This is a genomic window from Exiguobacterium sp. s78 (genome assembly GCF_018618985.1).
GTDB classification, from domain to species: Bacteria; Bacillota; Bacilli; order Exiguobacteriales; family Exiguobacteriaceae; genus Exiguobacterium_A; species Exiguobacterium_A abrahamii.
The window spans coordinates 118,311-136,186 of record NZ_JACSNB010000002.1 but is presented as its reverse complement, the minus strand read 5'-3'; the positions used below and the strand labels follow the sequence as shown (position 1 = coordinate 136,186).

The window sequence follows — 17,876 nt, the reverse complement described above, 5'->3', positions numbered from 1 at the left end:
GTAATTCGAACTAAATCGGATTAAGATAAACTACAGATAGAACGACCGTATAGAAATATGTACCGTTAGTTTAGTTAGGAGGATATTCATGCAACAAAGTGTAACTCACACAGCTCGAGCTCCTTACGGCATTCTCGCCGTTTTGATGATCGGGGCATTCATTGCTTTCTTAAATAATACATTGCTCAACATCGCTCTTCCTTCAATCATGAAGGATCTTGCGATTGAACCATCGACTGCTCAATGGCTGTCGACTGGTTTCATGCTCGTCAACGGTGTCTTGATTCCGACATCTGCGTTCTTGATTCAAAAATATTCGGTTCGTCGCCTCTTCTTACTCGCGATGACGCTCTTCTCGGCCGGAACGATTCTTGCCGGCTTCGCGGAAGTCTTTCCTGTGCTACTCGCAGGACGGATGATTCAAGCATCTGGTTCTGCAATCATGATGCCGTTACTGATGAACGTCATGCTCGTTAGTTTCCCGATTGAAAAACGTGGGACTGCGATGGGCTTCTTCGGATTGATCATGATGGGGGCTCCAGCGATCGGACCGACGTTGTCTGGTTGGATCATCGAGCACTATGATTGGCGGATGTTGTTCCACTTCATCACACCAATCGCCTTAATCGTTCTCGTCGCTGGTTTCTTCTTACTTCGTGACGTCAAGGAACGGTCTGCCGCTCGGATCGATCTGATTTCCGTGGCACTTTCGTCACTTGGTTTCGGTGGCTTATTGTACGGGTTCAGTTCTGCCGGCTCTAAAGGTTGGGATAGCTTCCACGTCTATGGAGCGCTGATTGTCGGGGTCATCGCACTCGTGACATTCATTTATCGTCAGCTCCATATGGAACGTCCGATGCTCAACTTCAAGATTTACCGTTACCCGATGTTCGCCTTGTCTTCTGCCATCTCGATGGTCGTCACGATGGCGATGTTCTCGGGCATGTTATTGCTTCCGATCTATGTCCAGACGATTCGCGGTATCTCACCACTTGATGCGGGTCTCATGCTATTACCGGGTGCCATCTTGATGGCCGTCATGTCACCGATCAACGGGAAACTGTTTGATAAGATTGGTGGACGTCCTCTTGCGTTGACTGGTTTGTTCATCACAGTCGTTACCAGTTACTACTTCAGTCAGCTTGAGATGGATACGACGTATACACATCTGATCGTCCTGTATTCGTTACGGATGTTCGGGATGTCAATGGTCATGATGCCAGTCTCGACGAACGGTTTGAACCAGCTACCAACACGCTACTATCCACACGGAACAGCGATGAACAATACGTTGCAACAAGTATCCGGTGCGATCGGAACCGCCTTGCTCGTAACGATCATGTCGACGCATGCCAAGACGCGTGGGACAGAACTCGCGGCTGAAGCGGCGAAGAACATGACGAGTCAACCGACAGCTGAAGCGGCTGCTGCTCTGAAACAGCAGATTACGATGCAAGCGACGCTTGACGGAATCAACTATGCGTTCTTCATCTCGACGTTCATCGCTGGTCTAGCATTCGTCCTTGCTTTCTTCATTAAACGGGCGACACAAGCTGAAGACATCATTAGCGATCAACGTTCATTAAACGAAACGATCGTCAAACCACAAGTTTCCAATCAATAAGTACAAAAGCAGTCGCCTCTCGCGACTGTTTTTTATTTCTTAAGCTAAATACTGGTACCCCCCATACCTATATGTTACAGTAAAGATAACAACAAGATCACTAAAGGAGGTACGGCTATGACACACGATCACCCCGTCGTTCCACGAACGAACGAAGAACAAGATGCGTTGATGAAACGACTAAAGCGCATCGAAGGGCAAGTCCGCGGGATTGCCAATATGGTATCTGAAGATCGGTATTGCATCGATATCTTAACGCAAACGGCATCGATTCAAGCAGCTTTGCGGCAAGTCGAACTACAAATCATCGAACGCCATGTCAAGATGTGCATGCATGAAGTCGCCACCCGTAAAGATAGTACGGACGCTTACGTCGATGAATTGATGGCGGTCATCGCTCGATTGAAAAAGTAAGGAGGGTTTTCTGATGTCAAAAACGATTGAGTTTGATATTGAAGGCATGACGTGTGCCGCCTGCTCCGCCCGGATTGAAAAAGTCCTCAACCGGATGGACGGGGTCGAAGCCACGGTCAACTTGCCGCTTGAAACCGCTCGTGTCTCGATTTCTGATGCCTATGACGATCAAGCAATCATCGAAAAAATCCGAAAAATCGGCTACGGGGCAACGGTCAAACAAGCACCACACGCAACAAAATCAAATCGCCGGATGCTGTATCGCTTTATCATCGCGGCTATTCTATCGTTACCGTTGCTCGCGAGCATGCTGACGCATATTCCGAACAGTCCGTTCCACCTTCCATTCTTAATGAATCCGTGGCTACAGTTTGCTTTAGCGACACCGGTGCAATTCATCATCGGAGCGCCCTTCTATAGTGGGGCTTATAAAAGTTTACGGAGTGGGAGTGCCAACATGGATGTCCTCGTTGCACTCGGAACATCGGCAGCCTACTTTTATTCCGTTGCTGAAATGCTACTCGTTTCTGATATGCCGCATCTCTACTTTGAGACGAGTGCGATTCTGATTACACTCGTCTTACTCGGGAAAGTCCTCGAAGATCGTGCGAAACAACAGACGACGGGAGCGATTAAAAGTCTGCTCTCCCTACAAGCAAAGGAAGCCGTCGTCTTAGAGAACGGACAGGAACGAACGGTCTCCATCGATGCAATTCAAACTGGGATGATCTTACTCGTAAAACCTGGAAATAAAATTCCGACAGATGGTGTCATTCGTGCAGGCGACGCGTATCTCGATGAGTCGATGTTGACCGGTGAATCTGCGCCTATTCATAAAACGGTTGGAGCATCTGTCATTGGTGGTACGCTGAATACGAATGGATCTTTACAAGTCGAAGCGACAAAGATCGGACAAGCGACGGTTCTCGCACAAATCATTCGCGTCGTCGAACAAGCGCAGACTGAAAAGGCACCGATTCAACGACAAGCCGATCGAATTTCTGGTGTGTTCGTGCCGATCGTCGTTGCCATCGCGCTTCTGACGTTAGCCGCTTGGTGGATGATCAGTGGATCCTTTGCGGAAGCGATTCGTCCTGCCATCGCGGTGCTCGTCATCGCTTGTCCATGTGCACTCGGACTTGCGACACCGACTTCGATCATGGTCGGAACCGGAAAAGGGGCTGAACGAGGGATTCTCTTTAAAGGGGGCGCTCAACTCGAGAATCTTCAACACATCGATGCTGTCGTCTTTGATAAGACCGGAACACTGACAGTCGGTCGCCCTGTCGTCGTCGAAACGTTCGGTACGGAGACAGCGCTCGATTTCGCTGCTGCGCTTGAACGGCAATCGGAACACCCTCTTGCTCGCGCCATCACAGCAGAACGGGATGTCGTCTTTGATATCGAACGGTTCCACGTCGAATCAGGACGTGGAATCACGGGACAAATCATGGGACATGATCTCATCGTCGGATCTGCGCGAATGATGCAGGAACGAAACATCGCTCTTCCTGATTGGACGTCACTTGGAGCGACACTCGTATACGTCGCTGTCGATGGAGAAGTCGCGGCCGGATACGCCATCCGTGACGCGCTAAAAGATTCAGCGAAAGAAACGATCCAGCGTTTGCGCGAAACAAAAGAAGTATATCTCTTGACCGGTGATCGCCGGGAAGTCGCCGATCATTTAGCAACAGAACTGGGACTGGATCCAGCGTTCGTCTTTGCTGACGTTTTGCCGATTGAAAAGGCAGATGTCATTCAGTCACTTCAACAAACGAAACGTGTCGCGATGGTCGGAGACGGTATCAATGATGCCCCTGCTCTCGTAACAGCAGATGTCGGCATCGCGCTCGGTAGCGGAACAGATGTCGCTCTTGAAGCAGCCGACGTGACGTTGCTTGGACACGACTTAAAACAAGTTTTACTTGCGATTGAGCTGAGTGAGCAGACGATGAAAAACATTCGTCAAAATCTCGTCTTCGCACTTGGCTACAATACGATTGGCATTCCGGTCGCTTTTCTCGGTCTGCTTGCCCCATGGCTTGCGGGTGCCGCCATGGCATTCAGCTCTGTCTCTGTCGTGACGAATGCGTTACGATTAAAACGTACCCCACTATCTAAAGGAGGAACATCATCATGAAAGAAACAACATTATCTGTTATCGGTATGACATGCAATCACTGTAAAGCGAGTGTCGAATCCGCTCTATCTGAAGTCGAAGGTGTACAACAAGCTATTGTCTCACTCGAACAAAACCAGGTTACAGTCCAGCACGAGGATGTACCTCGTGAACGTCTCGTCGATGCGATCGAAGAGATCGGCTATGATGTACCGACTGCTTAAATTTTCATGCCAAACTGCTTCTAACACGCAGTTTGGCTTTTTTATTTTTTGAAAAGCGGGAATGTACGGAGTAAGGAGGGGTTCGTATGGTACCGAAAATCGAATTCGTAGAACACTTCGACGACAACAAAGGAAAACGATTTAAAATCGAACTTTGGAATCTCGGAACCTTCACATTCAGTGCCAAGTCAGCTCGTGGACCTGTCACCCGTTTCACCTCCATTGACATTCAGTTCGTTCAAGCTTGCGTTCAACGAATGCGCTCGATCGTGGACGCTAAAAAAGCATTTCAGGAAGACCAACCAGTCTAATCCTGTTCTTTTTCTATTCTCCTCATGGCACTTGCCATGAGTTTTTTTGTTTCCGGTCAATGTTTTTCAATATTCTCGTCTTTTTTTCGAAAATCAGTATCGCTTCGTCAAGATGAACCGATAAGAAACAGACATCATTTTATTCACATCTTGAGTATTGGAGGCAACTACGTGCGTAACCCTTTTAAAAGTAAGACTACTTCGGCTTATCAAGCTACAATCGGCTTTCCTGATTCCCGTCTCATCACAAAGACGGCAGATCCTGATCTCACATCCCGTCTCGTATACATGGGATATACAGAAGAACAGCTACAGACACTCAAATCGATGGCACCTGTCGTTCAAGGCATCTTAGATGAAGTCCTCGAGCAAGTGCTTGACCATCTATTATTGAATCCAGAGATGGCAACGATCGCGAAACAATCATCGACACGCGAACGACTGAAAAAAGTCTTCGCCGACTACTTCACGAGTCTACTGACAGGAAACATGGACGAGTCATTCCTCGCGATGCGGACGCGAATGGGACAGACGCATAAACATAACTTCGTTCCTGTCACTTGGTTCATCGCCTCGTATGCTGCGTTTCAGACGTTGTTGATTCCAAAAATCGTCGAACATTATCAGCATGACCCAGCGCAACTGACGACAGCCGTACTCGCTTTGACACATGCGATGAACTTAGATGCTCAAATCGTGACGAGCCAGTATGTCGATTCTCGTCTTCATGAAGTGACAGCAGCGAACGAGTCGCGTCGTCAACTTTTGACAGACGTCGTTCGTGTCAGTCAAGAAGTTGCCAGTTCCGTCGAGCACACGGATCATGCCATCATTGAGACGAGCCGTCGCGCCTCACAAGTATTAGCAGAAACAGCTCAGACAGAGCAGACGAGTCAACAGCTCGTCCAAATGACGATTGCCAACGAACGACAGATGCAACAGATGGAGCAACAATTCGCTCAATCGACACAACAAGTCGGTACTTCGCTTGAAAGCATCCATGAATTGAAGACGACGTCGGATGACATCGTCCAGATGACGCAAAGCATCGAAGCAATCGCCAATCAGACAAACTTACTCGCGTTGAATGCGTCAATCGAAGCAGCACGTGCCGGTGAACACGGTAAAGGTTTTGCTGTCGTCGCGACCGAAGTTCGAAACCTTGCTGAAAATGCCAAGTCATTAAGTAGCAGTATCAATGGTTTGATTCAAAAGAACAATGGTAATATCACACAACTCGTTTCTCAGATGGAAGACATCACACGCGCTAACACTGCATCTCAGCAAGAATTGCAACAAGTGAAACAAGGAATCCAAACCGTCAAGAGCGAGATGGAAAACTCCCTCACCTTGTTTGGACGTAATAAGGAAAACCTTGGACAAATCGTCGAGACGATCCAAGGTCTCAGTAAGACGACACAAGGCTTGACGACACTGACGACGGATCTTGTTGCTGCTTCCGAAACACATTAAAAAATAGGCAATTCTTATTCTCGGTTTTAACCGAAATAAGAATTGCCTATTTTACTTTACTCGTCTTGTTCTGCTGTGACGACAAGACGCTGATCGTATCCTTTTGATTCTGAAAACGTACCTATACATGAAATGAGCGTCAGTTTATTCATGACGGTCGCACCGAAGATTGATCCGACAGGTGCTTCATCGACAGGATAGGACATGACGTTCGTCACCACGTACGATACCTGTTGTCCTGCTTTTCCCGTCACTTCAATCCGTTGCCCTTTTTTCATCTTCGCTAAATCATAAAAAACAGCGGGACCTTCTTGATCATCCAAGTGTCCGGCTAGTACGACATTTCCGGTTTGTCCGGCTTTTGCTCCGTACTTATACCAAGCAACCTGATCTGTCTGTTTCGGAACATCCATCCGTCCTTGTTTATCCTTCCCGACGACTTCGATGTTCGCTTTCACATCGAGCGTCGGAATTGTAATACGCGTTGGTATGAACGCCTCTTCATCCACCTTTTCAGATGGCGTGGACGAAGAAGACATCGTTGTTTCGGTTTGTTTTGGTTTTTCCGGCTTTGTAGCATCTGGAGGTGATCCTGATTGACATCCGGCTAATACGAGTAAGAGAAGAAGACTACTCTTAAGCGTTTTGTTTACGACGGACGACATACGCTGTTCCTACTAACAAGGCAGCTGCTGCTGCGACTGCCCATGGTGTAGCAGAAGCCGTATCAGATGAACCACCAAGTCCTGTTTCTGGCATTGATGCCATTTCACCACCGTCTGGGATCAAGAGGACTTCAAATGCTGGTTCGCCTTCAAGTAAGCCGATTGCGAGTGCTGTATAGTTTTTACCACTGTCAAGTTTGACACCATCCAGTGCTTTGACGACATCCGTTGCGCCTGCAGGACGGACTTCAAGGTCATACGTACCTGCATCGAGTGTACCGTAGTCAGAGACTTTCGAGAATTCAAGGTTACTGAAGAGTGGGTCTCCACCTTTTGGTGCGACATCAACAGCTGGTGCATCTGGTGCAAAGTGTGCGACACGAACCATTGATTTTCCATCTTCGCCTTTACCGTTGTCTTCCATGACCGCGAGTTTGATATCAGCTAATTTGCCGATTGCTGCGACCGAATAGAATTTACCAGCTTCTACGTTGAGTGTTTGAGAGAGCACAGGATCTTTCGTAGTTCCTGCAGCGAATACTTCTACTTTATGTTCGCCAGCTGGTAGTGTGAGATAATCTGTGACATCTTTGAATTTTGCTCCTGATACCGCTTTTTTGCCATCGACCGCGATATCGACTGCCGGAGCATCTGGTGAAGCATGAATGACACGAACCATTGCGTCATCTGCTGCGCCTACTGGTAGCACGAATAGTGCAAACAGTAACGTAGCGGTCACAAACGATAAGAGTTTCTTCATCTTTTTTCCACCTTTCTGATTGTCAAATGTACATCGCTCTCAAACCAATGTTCTTACACTTCAGAACATTTCCTTCGTGGTGACATCTTAAACTTAAGACACTGCCGTAAATGTGTAAAGATTTCAGTGTGCTATGAACTTGTTCTACAAACACATTGACTTTTTCTTTCTTTTCGAAATAAAATATTTTAAATAACAATAGAAAAGAAGGTTAAAACCTATGGACTCCTACGATTTAAAAATTATTAATTTTTTGAAAAGGGATGCCCGGATGAAATGGTCAACACTTGCACAACACATCGGCTTATCGGCACCGGCTGTTGCCGAGCGCGTCGCCCGCTTACAAGAGCAAGGTATCATCCGTCAGTTGACGACAGTGCTAGACCCTTCTTCCTTTGACTATCGTCTTGCTGCATTCGTCGCTGTTTCACTCGAGCGACCAGAACATCGGGCACCGTTTCTAAAACGGATTCAAGAACTTGAACATGTACTGGAATGCCATCACGTCGCCGGGGACGATGATTACCTACTTAAAATCCGTTGTCGGGACACGGAACAACTTGATGAAATCATCACCTACCACATCAAAGAATTAGCAGGTATCCTGCGGACAAAAACGACGATCATCATGCGGACGGAAAAGGAATCCCTTCATTTTCCGTTACCCGAGGTCGACTGATGTTTACGACTGGTTTTGGAATCGGGTTTGCCTTAGCCGCCCCTGTCGGTCCAATCGGACTTTTATGCATGCAACGGACTCTTCGACATGGACGAATTTCCGGAATTGTTTCCGGACTCGGAGCCGCAACGGCAGACTTTACTTATGGATTGCTTGCCTTATCTGGTTTTTCACTCGTCCAATCTTTACTCACCCAAGCATCCTGGATGCAACTGATCGGCAGTCTGTTTTTGTGTTACATCGGCTGGTCGATGTTTCAAGCTTCTTCGACCGCCTCGATTTCCGATACAGCCTCGTCACGGTTAAGTAGCTATCTATCCGTCTTACTCCTGACGTTCTTGAACCCGATGACGATCACGCTGTTCCTGGCGTTGTTCGCACGATTTAAATTGACGATGACGAACGGACAGGATGCCTTTTTGTTTCTAATCGGTATTTTTCTCGGTTCTGCCACTTGGTGGGTCATTCTAGCGAACATCACGCACCTGCTCAAGCACCAGCTTGCGACACCCACTTTACGTATCATCCAGTGGACGTCTGCCAGTCTAATCATCGGATTCGGTGCGTTCGGGGTCATTCAGTTCTTCTTCTGAGCAAAACAAAAGAGACCGACATCACTTCCGGTCTCTTTTGCTTTTTCATTTAATGAATCCAATCATCATCTCGCGTAATACTTTTGCTGCTGCGATCGCTGTCATATCCGACTGATCGTACGCTGGGCATACTTCTACCAAATCAGCGCCGATGACGTCGACGTCTGCACGCGCGATCATATGAACGACTTCAAGTAATTCCTTCGTCGTCACACCACCGATTTCTTGCGTTCCTGTTCCTGGTGCCGCTGACGGATCGAGAACATCGATATCGATCGTGACGTAGACTTTTTTACCGGCAAGTGTTGGAAGAACTTGACGAAGCGGCTCGACGATCTCGTATTTGAAAAGGTTGTAGCCTGACGTCTTCGCCCATTCGAACTCTTCTTTCATACCTGAACGAATTCCGAATGAATAGCAGTTCTCTGGTCCGATCAAGTTTGCGATCTTCTTGAGTGGCGTCGAGTGCGACAATGGCTCTCCTTCATACTCATCGCGTAAGTCCGTATGCGCATCAAAGTGAAGCACGACGAAATCATCGTAGTGTTTATCGAACGCTTTGACGACGGGCCACGTGACTAAATGTTCGCCACCCATACCGAGCGGGAACTTGCCTGCTGTCAGTAACGAATCGACGTATTCTTCAATCATATCAAGTGATTTTTGAGCATTCCCGAATGGTAACGGGATATCTCCCGCGTCAAACAACTTCGCGTCGGCGATGTCACCATCTAAGTACGGGCTATATTCTTCTAAACCAAGTGAGACTTCACGGATACGTGCCGGACCGAATCGTGAACCGGGACGGAAACTGACCGTCCAGTCCATCGGCATGCCGTATAAAATTCCTTTTGCATCTTCGTGAGTCGGTTGACTCGCGATAAAGACTTTTCCTGAATATGCTTCATCAAAACGCATGATCCATTCCCCCTGTTCATTGGTCGTTTGCTGATGCAAACGCCTCTTTACCTGACAACAGAGCGATTTCGAAAATCGAAACCGCTCTGTTCATGTGTGCTATAGTGACTGAGCTCAGCCGTTCGTCAAATCTTTAACGAATTTCGGAAGTGCGAAAGCTGCCGTGTGAAGCTCAGGCGTGTAATACTTCGTGTCGATCTCGTGGAAACGCTCTGGTGCAACAGCAAGCGGATCGTGTTTCTTTGATCCGATCGTGAACGTCCAAAGACCACTTGGGTATGTCGGAACGTTTGCGATATAGAGCTTCGTGATCGGGAAGATTTCTTTGACGTCGCGTTGAACATCACGGATCAAGTCTGGTGTGAACCATGGGTTATCCGATTGTGCGACGAAAATGCCGTCTTCTTTTAATGCTTTTGAAATACCAGAGTAGAAGCCTTTCGTGAACAAGTTGACCGCTGGACCAACTGGTTCTGTCGAGTCGACCATGATGACATCATACTCGTTTTCTGCTTCTGCGATATGCATGAATCCATCCCCAACGATGACTTCGACGCGTGCATCGTCCAATCCACCTGCAATGTTCGGGAGGTATTTTTTCGAATACTCGATGACTTTTCCGTCGATTTCAACTAAAACAGCTTTTTCGACGGACGGGTGTTTCAAGACTTCACGGATGACTCCGCCGTCTCCTCCACCAACGACCAGAACCGATTTTGGATTCGGGTGTGTGAACAACGGGACGTGCGCGACCATCTCGTGGTAAACGAACTCGTCCTTATCTGTCGTCATGACCATTCCGTCAAGTAACAACATCGTACCGAACTCGTCCGTTTCAACCATCTCTAGGCGTTGAAACTCCGTTTGTTCGCTCTCATAAACGTGGTTGACACGGAATGTGATACCGTAATCTTCCGTTTGGTGTTCCGTGAACCATAACTTTAATTTTTGTTCCATTTGCGATAGAACCCCTTTCTTTCATCAAGACAAAAGTTGTTCGTATGCGAGTGGCGTTTACGGCGCTTCTTAATCATACAAATGCGAGTATACCGAATTTCGAAAGAAACTTCTATATAATTCGAAAATTTTTGTCTTCCGTCTTTACTCGACGAACGTCACGATTTCCTCAAGCGGACGACGTTGCTTCTCACGTTTTGGTTCTTCTGCCCGGTAACCGAATGCGACCATGACCGGCACCGTGAAAACAGAACGATCGAGCAGTCCACGATCGACGAGTAATTGCTCGACAGCTTGCTGGTCGAATCCTTCGATTGGGCATGAATCGACACCGATTTGTGCTGCCGTCGACATCATGTTCCCAAGTGCGATATAGGCTTGTTTAGCTGCCCAGTCTTCCATCGCTTTTGGGTTATCACCAATCGCAAAATCCTCCTCTAAAAACAGACCGTAACGCTTCGTCCGTCCGGCTTTCGCTTCTTCGGATAGACCAAGGAAATCCATCATCTGCGTGACATGCGGACCATCTGCCTGCATTTGTTCTCCGGTACGGGCAAGGAACAAGACGAAGTGACTCGCTGTCGGTAATTGTCCTTGTGCGCCCCAAGAAATTTCTTTTAAGGCTTCTCGGATTTCTGGATTTTGAATAACGAGCATGTTCCATGGCTCATATCCGAACGAGCTCGGTGACAGACGCGCCGTTTCTAAAATGAACCGGAAATCGTCTTCTGGGATCATTTGACCATTAAATGCCTTTGTCGCATGACGAGATTGAAATGCTTCAAGAATTGTTTGTTTTTGTTGTTGTTTTTTCATGAGAAATGCCTCCTTCAAAATGATGACTGCTTTTGTTATATCAAATCTGATTTTAGACCGCCTCTGATTTGCTCATATCAAGCTTTACGTTAGTTTTAAGACGAAACGGGAAATAATAGTATTAACGTTTTCTTTTTCTTTATTTCCACATTATTTTAAAAACGCTTGATTGCAATCTTTTTTGCTTAACCTTCCTTGAAAAACATTGATTTCTTTATTCTCATTTCCCGGTCGATTTGCTTTTCCACACAAATGTTTGTTACGGTAGTACCCTGCGTGATTAGGTTTTGTTATCGGAACGATGGGGTAATGATAATGTCGTTGCCATCATTTGATACAGAACAACTATGTAAAATTCGAAAGAAGGTGTTGAACACGATGGAAAATAATCGAAAAAGTAAGATCACAAAAGTCTTTATGGTATCCGTCATTTTCTGTGTGCTCTTTACCATATGGGGAATCTTACCGGAATCCCTAATCGGTGCAGCTAGTCTCGGAAATGTCACAGCTCAAGCACAATCCTTTGTCTCTAACGGATTTGGCTGGCTTTATCTTCTCGGCATGAGTGCTTTTTTAATCATTGCTATCTTTTTAATCTTTTCCCGCTTTGGTTCAATCCGACTCGGTAAGGATTCGGACCGTCCTGAATATGGTCTCATTTCTTGGTTTGCGATGCTCTTCAGTGCTGGTATGGGAATCGGGCTTGTCTTCTGGGGTGTCTCAGAGCCATTGACGCACTTCCATACACCGCCAGTCGCAACAGATGATCCAACGGAAGCAGCACGCCTCGCGATGCGCTATTCATTCTTCCACTGGGGATTACATCCTTGGGCATTATACGCGATCGTCGCGCTTGCTATCGCTTACTCGACGTTCCGAAAAGGACGTCCGGCTACGATTGGTGACACTGTCGCTTCATTGATGAAGCCACGGTATGCTTCTGCCGGTAAAGGTACCGTCGAAGTACTCGCTATCGTCGCAACGGCATTTGGTGTCGCGACGTCGCTCGGTCTCGGTGCACAACAAATCTCAGGTGGACTGAACTTCCTAACGAGTAGTATTCCCAACTCCTTCCTGACACAAATGATCATCATTGTCGTTGTGTCAGTCCTTTACATGATAAGTGCGGCATCAGGACTCGATAAAGGAATCGTTCGTCTCAGTAATGCCAACATCGTTCTCGCTGTTCTATTGATGATTGGCGTCCTGTTCCTCGGACCGTTCAGTTTCATCATGGACCTCTTCGTGCAAACAACAGGTGCTTATTTGCAAAACTTACCGGTCATGAGTTTCCGGGCATCTGCCTTTAATCCAGACGAACGAGGCTGGATCAACGATTGGACGATCTTCTACTGGGCATGGTGGATTTCCTGGTCACCATTCGTCGGTACGTTCATCGCCCGTGTCTCGAAAGGACGGACGATTCGTGAGTTCGTCATCGGGATTATGCTCGTCCCAACGATCTTTGGTCTCCTTTGGTTCTCTGTCTTCGGTGGATCAGCGATTTGGAACGAATTGTTCCAAAATGTCGATCTGATCTCGACGGTCAACGATAAAGGAGTCGAAACCGGTATGTTTGCTCTGTTTGAAACATTCGGTGGCTTAGGCACGTTCCTTAGCATCGTCGCTGTCTTCTTGATTACGACGTTCTTCATTACTTCGGCTGACTCCGCGACATATGTTCTCGGTATGCTATCGTCTGGTGGTAGTCTCATGCCAAGCTTACGCATCAAGCTTGCTTGGGGTATCATCCAGTCTTCAATCGCCGCCGTCTTACTTTATGCCGGAGGATTGAGTGCCCTACAGGCAGCAGCTGTTCTAGCCGCCTTCCCGTTCATCTTCGTCGTCGGAATGATGGTCATCGCTCTGTTCAAAGATTTATCGGAAGAACCCGATGCGCAAAAAGAAGTCACAGACTTAAAACAAGATGCCTAACTCGTTTTGAATTCCTCCTTCCGTCGCATACGGAAGGAGGTCTTTTTTGTTATCCTGAATTATGCGAAGTAGAAAGAAATGAGGTGGCTCATGCGAAAACGTACACGCTGGTTAGTATCCCTCAGCGTCCTCGCATTAGGAAGCTGGTTTTTATATCGTGAAAATAACATCATTGATGTCTCACAGGTGACGGTTACGTCAAATCGCTTACCGGAAGCATTTGATGGTTATCGTGTCGTCCAAGTAGCAGATTTACATGGCAAGGCGTTCGGGAATGAACAAGAACGACTACTGAAGAAAATTGATCGCGAAAAGCCGGATCTCGTCGTCATGACTGGCGATTTGATTGACTCGAGGCGAAACGGTGAAGAAGCTGCCCTTACACTCATGAAAGCGCTCGTTGATCGATACCCGGTCTACTTCGTCACCGGGAATCATGAGGTTCGGCTCAATCTAACGATTTTGCCAAAGCTTGAGCAACTGGGTGTCACCGTTCTCCGAAATCAATCACGTGTCATCGAATACCAAGGTCAATCAATTTCGCTGATTGGTATCGATGACCCGACGACGACACGGTGGCGCGAAGGGCTATCAGAACCGGATGGCATTCGTCAAAGTCTCGATCAAGCATTGCAAGACGTATCACCTGATGCGTTTCGACTTTTGCTTGCACATCGTCCGGAATATAAATCCTTGTATGCCGAGCGTTCCGTTGATCTTGTCTTATCCGGTCACGCCCACGGCGGACAGATCCGCCTGCCGTTTACGGAAGGTCTGTATGCGCCTGGTCAAGGATTCTTTCCAACCGTGACGGCAGGTCGCTATCAGGAACAGCAGACCGAACTGATCGTCAGTCGTGGTCTCGGAAACAGCCTGTTTCCGTTTCGTCTGTTCAATCATCCAGAACTCGTCGTCTTGACGCTGAAACGACCATGAAAAAAGAACGTGTGCCGCGGCACACGTTCTTTTGTTTAGACCAACGCTTCATGTAAAGCAGCGTCAGCATTTTCCCACATCTCAGGTTTGTGTGTCTGCAAGAAATCACGTAACAATTCTTTTGAACGCTCATCCATATGATCGACGACAATCCGTCCTTTAAGAGATTTATCCATCTTATTGACGTGATCAGCAAGAATCTTGAATCCGCGACGCGCTTCCGCATCGACTAGCAGATCGCAGGCAGCCACACCGCCGTAATAGAATCCTTCTGGCTTACGACCGACCGTCACCCAGACGATCCAGTACAGTTTACCGTTTGGCGTATCTGCTTTGTCCGTCGTGAACTTGACGCGTTTCTCGATTGCTGCTTTCGCGTGCATCGCGCCCATATCGATGTAAGCTTCGCCGTCTTCCGGAGAAATGATGACGGGTGACATACTATTTAAGCTAAGTGTCCCGACACCAAATCCACCATGACCGTCTGTTGAGTTATCTGAAATGATATTGAAGTTAATCTTTTTTTCCATCGTGTTTTGTCCCCTTTTAATCCTGTTGCTTCTATCATACCGTATTCCGAGGTGTCTGCAACCAGTCACTCATAACGAAGTAACTGTAATTGTTCCTCTGATGCTCGGCGAATCGTCGGGAGACGATAACACGTCATGGACGCAATTTCCTCATGTGCCGGAGGATTGACCTCTTCAAGATGAAGCAAAGCGCGGTCAAACAGGGTTTGCGCCGCACGACCGAACAAGAAGAGACGTTCCAGCGAAGAACACCGCGACCGAATCGCACGCAACTGATGCGCGAGTTCTCGTACCTTCGCCTCGACCTCTTCTTCCATGTCAGCTGTCGGTTTTCGATTTTGAAACAACGGTTTGAAACGTACATCGTCTTCAAGCAACGTCAACATCCCGTATCGCTTTGCTTCTTTTTGATTCAGCAGTTGAGCGAGTTCTTTATCCGTTACGAGTCGTCCGAATGGAATGTTCTGTTCAAAAACGATATCTGAGACTTCGAGTCCTTTTGCACCAGACAACGGATAATTCGTATCTTCCGGTAACGCCCGATCAAAAATCAGTAACGTATGAATCTTCTTCCGTATGATTGCGTCCATATGTCTCTCCTTTTCTGCCGTATGTGTATGACTACCTTCGCTTCCGACAATAATAGCTCCTACCTTATACCCTTCTTTTTCGAAAACGATGTTCGAATTGACGAATCCCCTATCGAATGCGCTATACTGATGGCGTATCGTCATCATGTTAGAGGGGGAAATGAAGTCATGCCATATGTTACGGTTAAAATGTTATCGGGTCGTACAGTCGAACAAAAACGCGCTTTGATTGAAAAAGTCACGGAAGCGGTGTCGGAAACGACGAATGCTCCTAAAGAAAACATCACGGTCTTCATCGAAGAGATGGAAAAAACAGATTACGGTCAAGCTGGCGTCATGTTCGCGGATAAATAAACAACAAGAGACGTCCGGTCGTTACCGTACGTCTCTTTTTCCCATCTACTTGATCTCTAAGGAGGAATTCTTATGACTACTGTTACTGTACTTGGTGCGACCGGTCGAACGGGTCGACCTTTGATTGATCGATTATTAGAAGACGGCTACGACGTTCGTGCACTCGTCCGTTCCACGTCACCGGGCTTACCCGTCCATGATCGCCTTCATATCCTGACGGGAGATGCGACAAATCCAGATGATCTCGAACAAGCACTCGCAGGAAGTACTGCTGTCTTCAGTTGTCTCGGTACCGATCAACAGCAGGTACTCTCGACAGCGATTCCACATCTCGTCACGAAGATGAAGGAAGTAGGTATCGAACGGATCGTCTTCATCGGTACAGCAGGCATTCTCGATGCATCAGAAGAACCAGGAAAGTATCGTTTCCAATCAAGTGAGTCCCGTCGACGCTCGACGATTGCGGCAGAGGATCACTTGAAAGCTTATTTGACCTTAAAGGATGCAGACGTCGACTTCACCGTCATCTGCCCAACACAACTGACGGAAGACAAAGCACTTGCTGCTGACGACCTGTTGATCGAGACGACACGCTTCACTGCACCGACAGGACCGATTCCCCGGGAAAACGTCGCGCAGTTCGCCTTTGAAGTTTATCGTGACGGAACCCATCATCGCGTCCGTGTCGGGATTGCTTCGCATGGATCAACTGAATGAAAAACAAAAAGAGCAATGGATCTGCTGATCCATTGCTCTTTCATATGTGTAACGATTACAGCAAGACGCTGACGACGATTGCCGTCAAGACACTAACGAGTGTTGCGCCGTAGAGTAACTTCAGACCAAAACTAGCCGCAACGCTTCCTTGGCGGTCGTTCAATCCTTTAACCGCACCAGCGATGATTCCGATCGACGAGAAGTTCGCAAACGAGATCAAGAAGACAGACACGATTCCGAGTGTGCGTTCCGAGAATTCTTTTGAGTATTCTGGAAGGCTCAACATCGCAACGAATTCGTTCGTGATCAATTTCGTTGCCATGACACTACCGGCACTGACAGCTTCCGCCCATGGAATACCCATGATGAAAGCGAACGGTGCAAAGATGTATCCGAGGATTTCTTGGAACGAGATGTTTAGAACCATCAAGAAGATATCGTTGACCATTCCGATCAAGGCGTTGTAACCAATCAACATCGCACCGACGATGATTGCGACTTTGAATCCATCCATGATGTATTCGCCGAGCATCTCGAAGAACGTTTGTTTTTCTTCGACGATTTCAAGAATATCTTCTTCCGGATCAACCGTGTATGGGTTGATGATCGAGACGATCATGAAACCACCGAACAAGTTCAAGACGATTGCTGTAACGACATATTTCGGTTCGACCATCGTCATGTATGCACCGACGATCGACATCGAAACCGTCGACATCGCTGACGCACACAATGTGTAGAGGCGGTTTGCTGGTAATTGACCGATTTGTTTTTTGACTGTGATGAATACTTCTGATTGTCCGATCGCAGCTGAAGCAACCGCGTTGTAAGACTCAAGACGTCCCATACCGTTGACTTTTGATAGGACGAAACCGATACCGCGCATTAAGAGTGGTAAAATCTTCGTGAATTGTAGAATCCCGATCAAAGCAGAGATGAAGACGATCGGGAGCAAAACATTGATGAAGAATGGTTGTGCGCCTTCATTCGCTAAACCACCGAAGACGAAATCAATTCCGATTGCCGCATAACTAAGCAGTTTTTCAAAGACTTTCGCGACGCCACGAATGACGATATATCCGAACGATGTATTGAGTAAAATGAACCCAAGTACGAGCTGAAGAACTAGCATGACCGCAAGCGGTTTCAATTTGATGCCTTTACGGTTACTGCTGACAAGGAGTGCCAAGCCGAAAACGATAGCCAGTCCGAGTAGTGCGATAAGATATTTCATGAAGTACCCCTCTATCTATTAGTT

The 17,876-nt window shown here is 47.3% G+C and carries 20 protein-coding genes; 12 read left to right on the top strand and 8 right to left on the bottom strand.

Annotation, left to right across the window (positions count from 1 at the left end):
• The first annotated feature begins 88 nt into the window (after positions 1-88).
• From KNQ18_RS12135 to KNQ18_RS12110, 6 genes are all read left to right on the top strand, one after another.
• The gene (locus KNQ18_RS12135; protein WP_215084959.1) at positions 89-1,624 is read left to right on the top strand and encodes a DHA2 family efflux MFS transporter permease subunit; all 1,536 of its coding nucleotides are present in this window, start codon (positions 89-91) and stop codon (positions 1,622-1,624) included.
• 117 nt (positions 1,625-1,741) lie between these two features.
• On the top strand, positions 1,742-2,038 hold the full coding sequence (locus KNQ18_RS12130) for a metal-sensitive transcriptional regulator (RefSeq protein ID WP_149426679.1): 297 nt from the start codon (positions 1,742-1,744) through the stop codon (positions 2,036-2,038).
• Between the two features lie 13 nt (positions 2,039-2,051).
• Positions 2,052-4,181 (top strand): heavy metal translocating P-type ATPase, encoded by a 2,130-nt coding sequence (locus KNQ18_RS12125; protein WP_215084957.1) that lies wholly within the window; start codon positions 2,052-2,054, stop codon positions 4,179-4,181.
• On the top strand, positions 4,178-4,384 hold the full coding sequence (locus KNQ18_RS12120; RefSeq protein WP_215084955.1) for a cation transporter: 207 nt from the start codon (positions 4,178-4,180) through the stop codon (positions 4,382-4,384). Before KNQ18_RS12125 ends, KNQ18_RS12120 begins: the two co-directional genes overlap by 4 nt.
• A gap of 86 nt (positions 4,385-4,470) precedes the next feature.
• Positions 4,471-4,695: a hypothetical protein gene (locus KNQ18_RS12115; RefSeq protein ID WP_215084953.1), complete on the top strand. Its 225-nt coding sequence runs from the start codon at positions 4,471-4,473 to the stop codon at positions 4,693-4,695.
• Between the two features lie 171 nt (positions 4,696-4,866).
• A complete protein-coding gene (locus KNQ18_RS12110; protein WP_029343217.1) occupies positions 4,867-6,168 on the top strand; it encodes a globin-coupled sensor protein in 1,302 nt (433 codons plus the stop codon).
• 56 nt (positions 6,169-6,224) lie between these two features.
• On the opposite strand, the gene KNQ18_RS12105 is transcribed toward KNQ18_RS12110, so the two are convergent.
• Positions 6,225-6,833, bottom strand: a complete 609-nt coding sequence (locus tag KNQ18_RS12105) for a class F sortase (protein WP_215084951.1) — start codon at positions 6,831-6,833, stop codon at positions 6,225-6,227.
• The gene (locus KNQ18_RS12100; protein ID WP_023466804.1) at positions 6,805-7,593 is read right to left on the bottom strand and encodes a DUF4397 domain-containing protein; all 789 of its coding nucleotides are present in this window, start codon (positions 7,591-7,593) and stop codon (positions 6,805-6,807) included. Before KNQ18_RS12100 ends, KNQ18_RS12105 begins: the two co-directional genes overlap by 29 nt.
• Positions 7,594-7,813: 220 nt before the next feature.
• On the opposite strand from KNQ18_RS12100, the gene KNQ18_RS12095 reads away from it, so the two are divergent.
• Both KNQ18_RS12095 and KNQ18_RS12090 read left to right on the top strand, forming a co-directional pair.
• Entirely contained in the window at positions 7,814-8,272 is a 459-nt protein-coding gene (locus KNQ18_RS12095) for an Lrp/AsnC family transcriptional regulator (protein WP_214858697.1), read from the top strand.
• Positions 8,272-8,865, top strand: a complete 594-nt coding sequence (locus KNQ18_RS12090; RefSeq protein ID WP_215084949.1) for a LysE family translocator — start codon at positions 8,272-8,274, stop codon at positions 8,863-8,865. The genes KNQ18_RS12095 and KNQ18_RS12090 overlap by 1 nt, the downstream gene beginning before the upstream one ends.
• Positions 8,866-8,910: 45 nt before the next feature.
• Here KNQ18_RS12090 and speB read toward each other — a convergent pair whose 3' ends face one another.
• The 3 genes from speB to KNQ18_RS12075 form a co-directional block, all read right to left on the bottom strand.
• Entirely contained in the window at positions 8,911-9,783 is an 873-nt protein-coding gene (gene speB, locus KNQ18_RS12085) for an agmatinase (protein WP_023466800.1), read from the bottom strand.
• Between the two features lie 114 nt (positions 9,784-9,897).
• Entirely contained in the window at positions 9,898-10,740 is an 843-nt protein-coding gene (gene speE, locus KNQ18_RS12080; RefSeq protein ID WP_023466799.1) for a polyamine aminopropyltransferase, read from the bottom strand.
• Positions 10,741-10,884: 144 nt separating this feature from the next.
• Positions 10,885-11,556: an NAD(P)H-dependent oxidoreductase gene (locus tag KNQ18_RS12075; protein ID WP_214805903.1), complete on the bottom strand. Its 672-nt coding sequence runs from the start codon at positions 11,554-11,556 to the stop codon at positions 10,885-10,887.
• A 378-nt stretch (positions 11,557-11,934) separates the two neighbouring features.
• On the opposite strand from KNQ18_RS12075, the gene KNQ18_RS12070 reads away from it, so the two are divergent.
• Positions 11,935-13,491 (top strand): BCCT family transporter, encoded by a 1,557-nt coding sequence (locus KNQ18_RS12070; RefSeq protein ID WP_214724867.1) that lies wholly within the window; start codon positions 11,935-11,937, stop codon positions 13,489-13,491.
• 90 nt (positions 13,492-13,581) lie between these two features.
• Positions 13,582-14,427: a metallophosphoesterase gene (locus KNQ18_RS12065; protein ID WP_023466795.1), complete on the top strand. Its 846-nt coding sequence runs from the start codon at positions 13,582-13,584 to the stop codon at positions 14,425-14,427.
• Positions 14,428-14,462: 35 nt separating this feature from the next.
• On the opposite strand, the gene KNQ18_RS12060 is transcribed toward KNQ18_RS12065, so the two are convergent.
• On the bottom strand, positions 14,463-14,957 hold the full coding sequence (locus tag KNQ18_RS12060; RefSeq protein ID WP_023466794.1) for a YwhD family protein: 495 nt from the start codon (positions 14,955-14,957) through the stop codon (positions 14,463-14,465).
• A gap of 65 nt (positions 14,958-15,022) precedes the next feature.
• Positions 15,023-15,547, bottom strand: a complete 525-nt coding sequence (locus KNQ18_RS12055) for a hypothetical protein (RefSeq protein ID WP_058265479.1) — start codon at positions 15,545-15,547, stop codon at positions 15,023-15,025.
• Positions 15,548-15,715: 168 nt separating this feature from the next.
• Between KNQ18_RS12055 and KNQ18_RS12050 the strand changes: the two genes are divergently transcribed.
• Together KNQ18_RS12050 and KNQ18_RS12045 are read left to right on the top strand one after the other, a co-directional pair.
• Entirely contained in the window at positions 15,716-15,901 is a 186-nt protein-coding gene (locus KNQ18_RS12050; RefSeq protein WP_023466792.1) for a 2-hydroxymuconate tautomerase, read from the top strand.
• Positions 15,902-15,973: 72 nt separating this feature from the next.
• Positions 15,974-16,618, top strand: a complete 645-nt coding sequence (locus KNQ18_RS12045) for an NAD(P)-dependent oxidoreductase (RefSeq protein ID WP_214805900.1) — start codon at positions 15,974-15,976, stop codon at positions 16,616-16,618.
• 55 nt (positions 16,619-16,673) lie between these two features.
• Here the strand turns inward: KNQ18_RS12045 and KNQ18_RS12040 are convergent, their stop codons facing one another.
• A complete protein-coding gene (locus KNQ18_RS12040) occupies positions 16,674-17,852 on the bottom strand; it encodes a NupC/NupG family nucleoside CNT transporter (RefSeq protein ID WP_023466789.1) in 1,179 nt (392 codons plus the stop codon).
• Between the last annotated feature and the right edge of the window lie 24 nt (positions 17,853-17,876).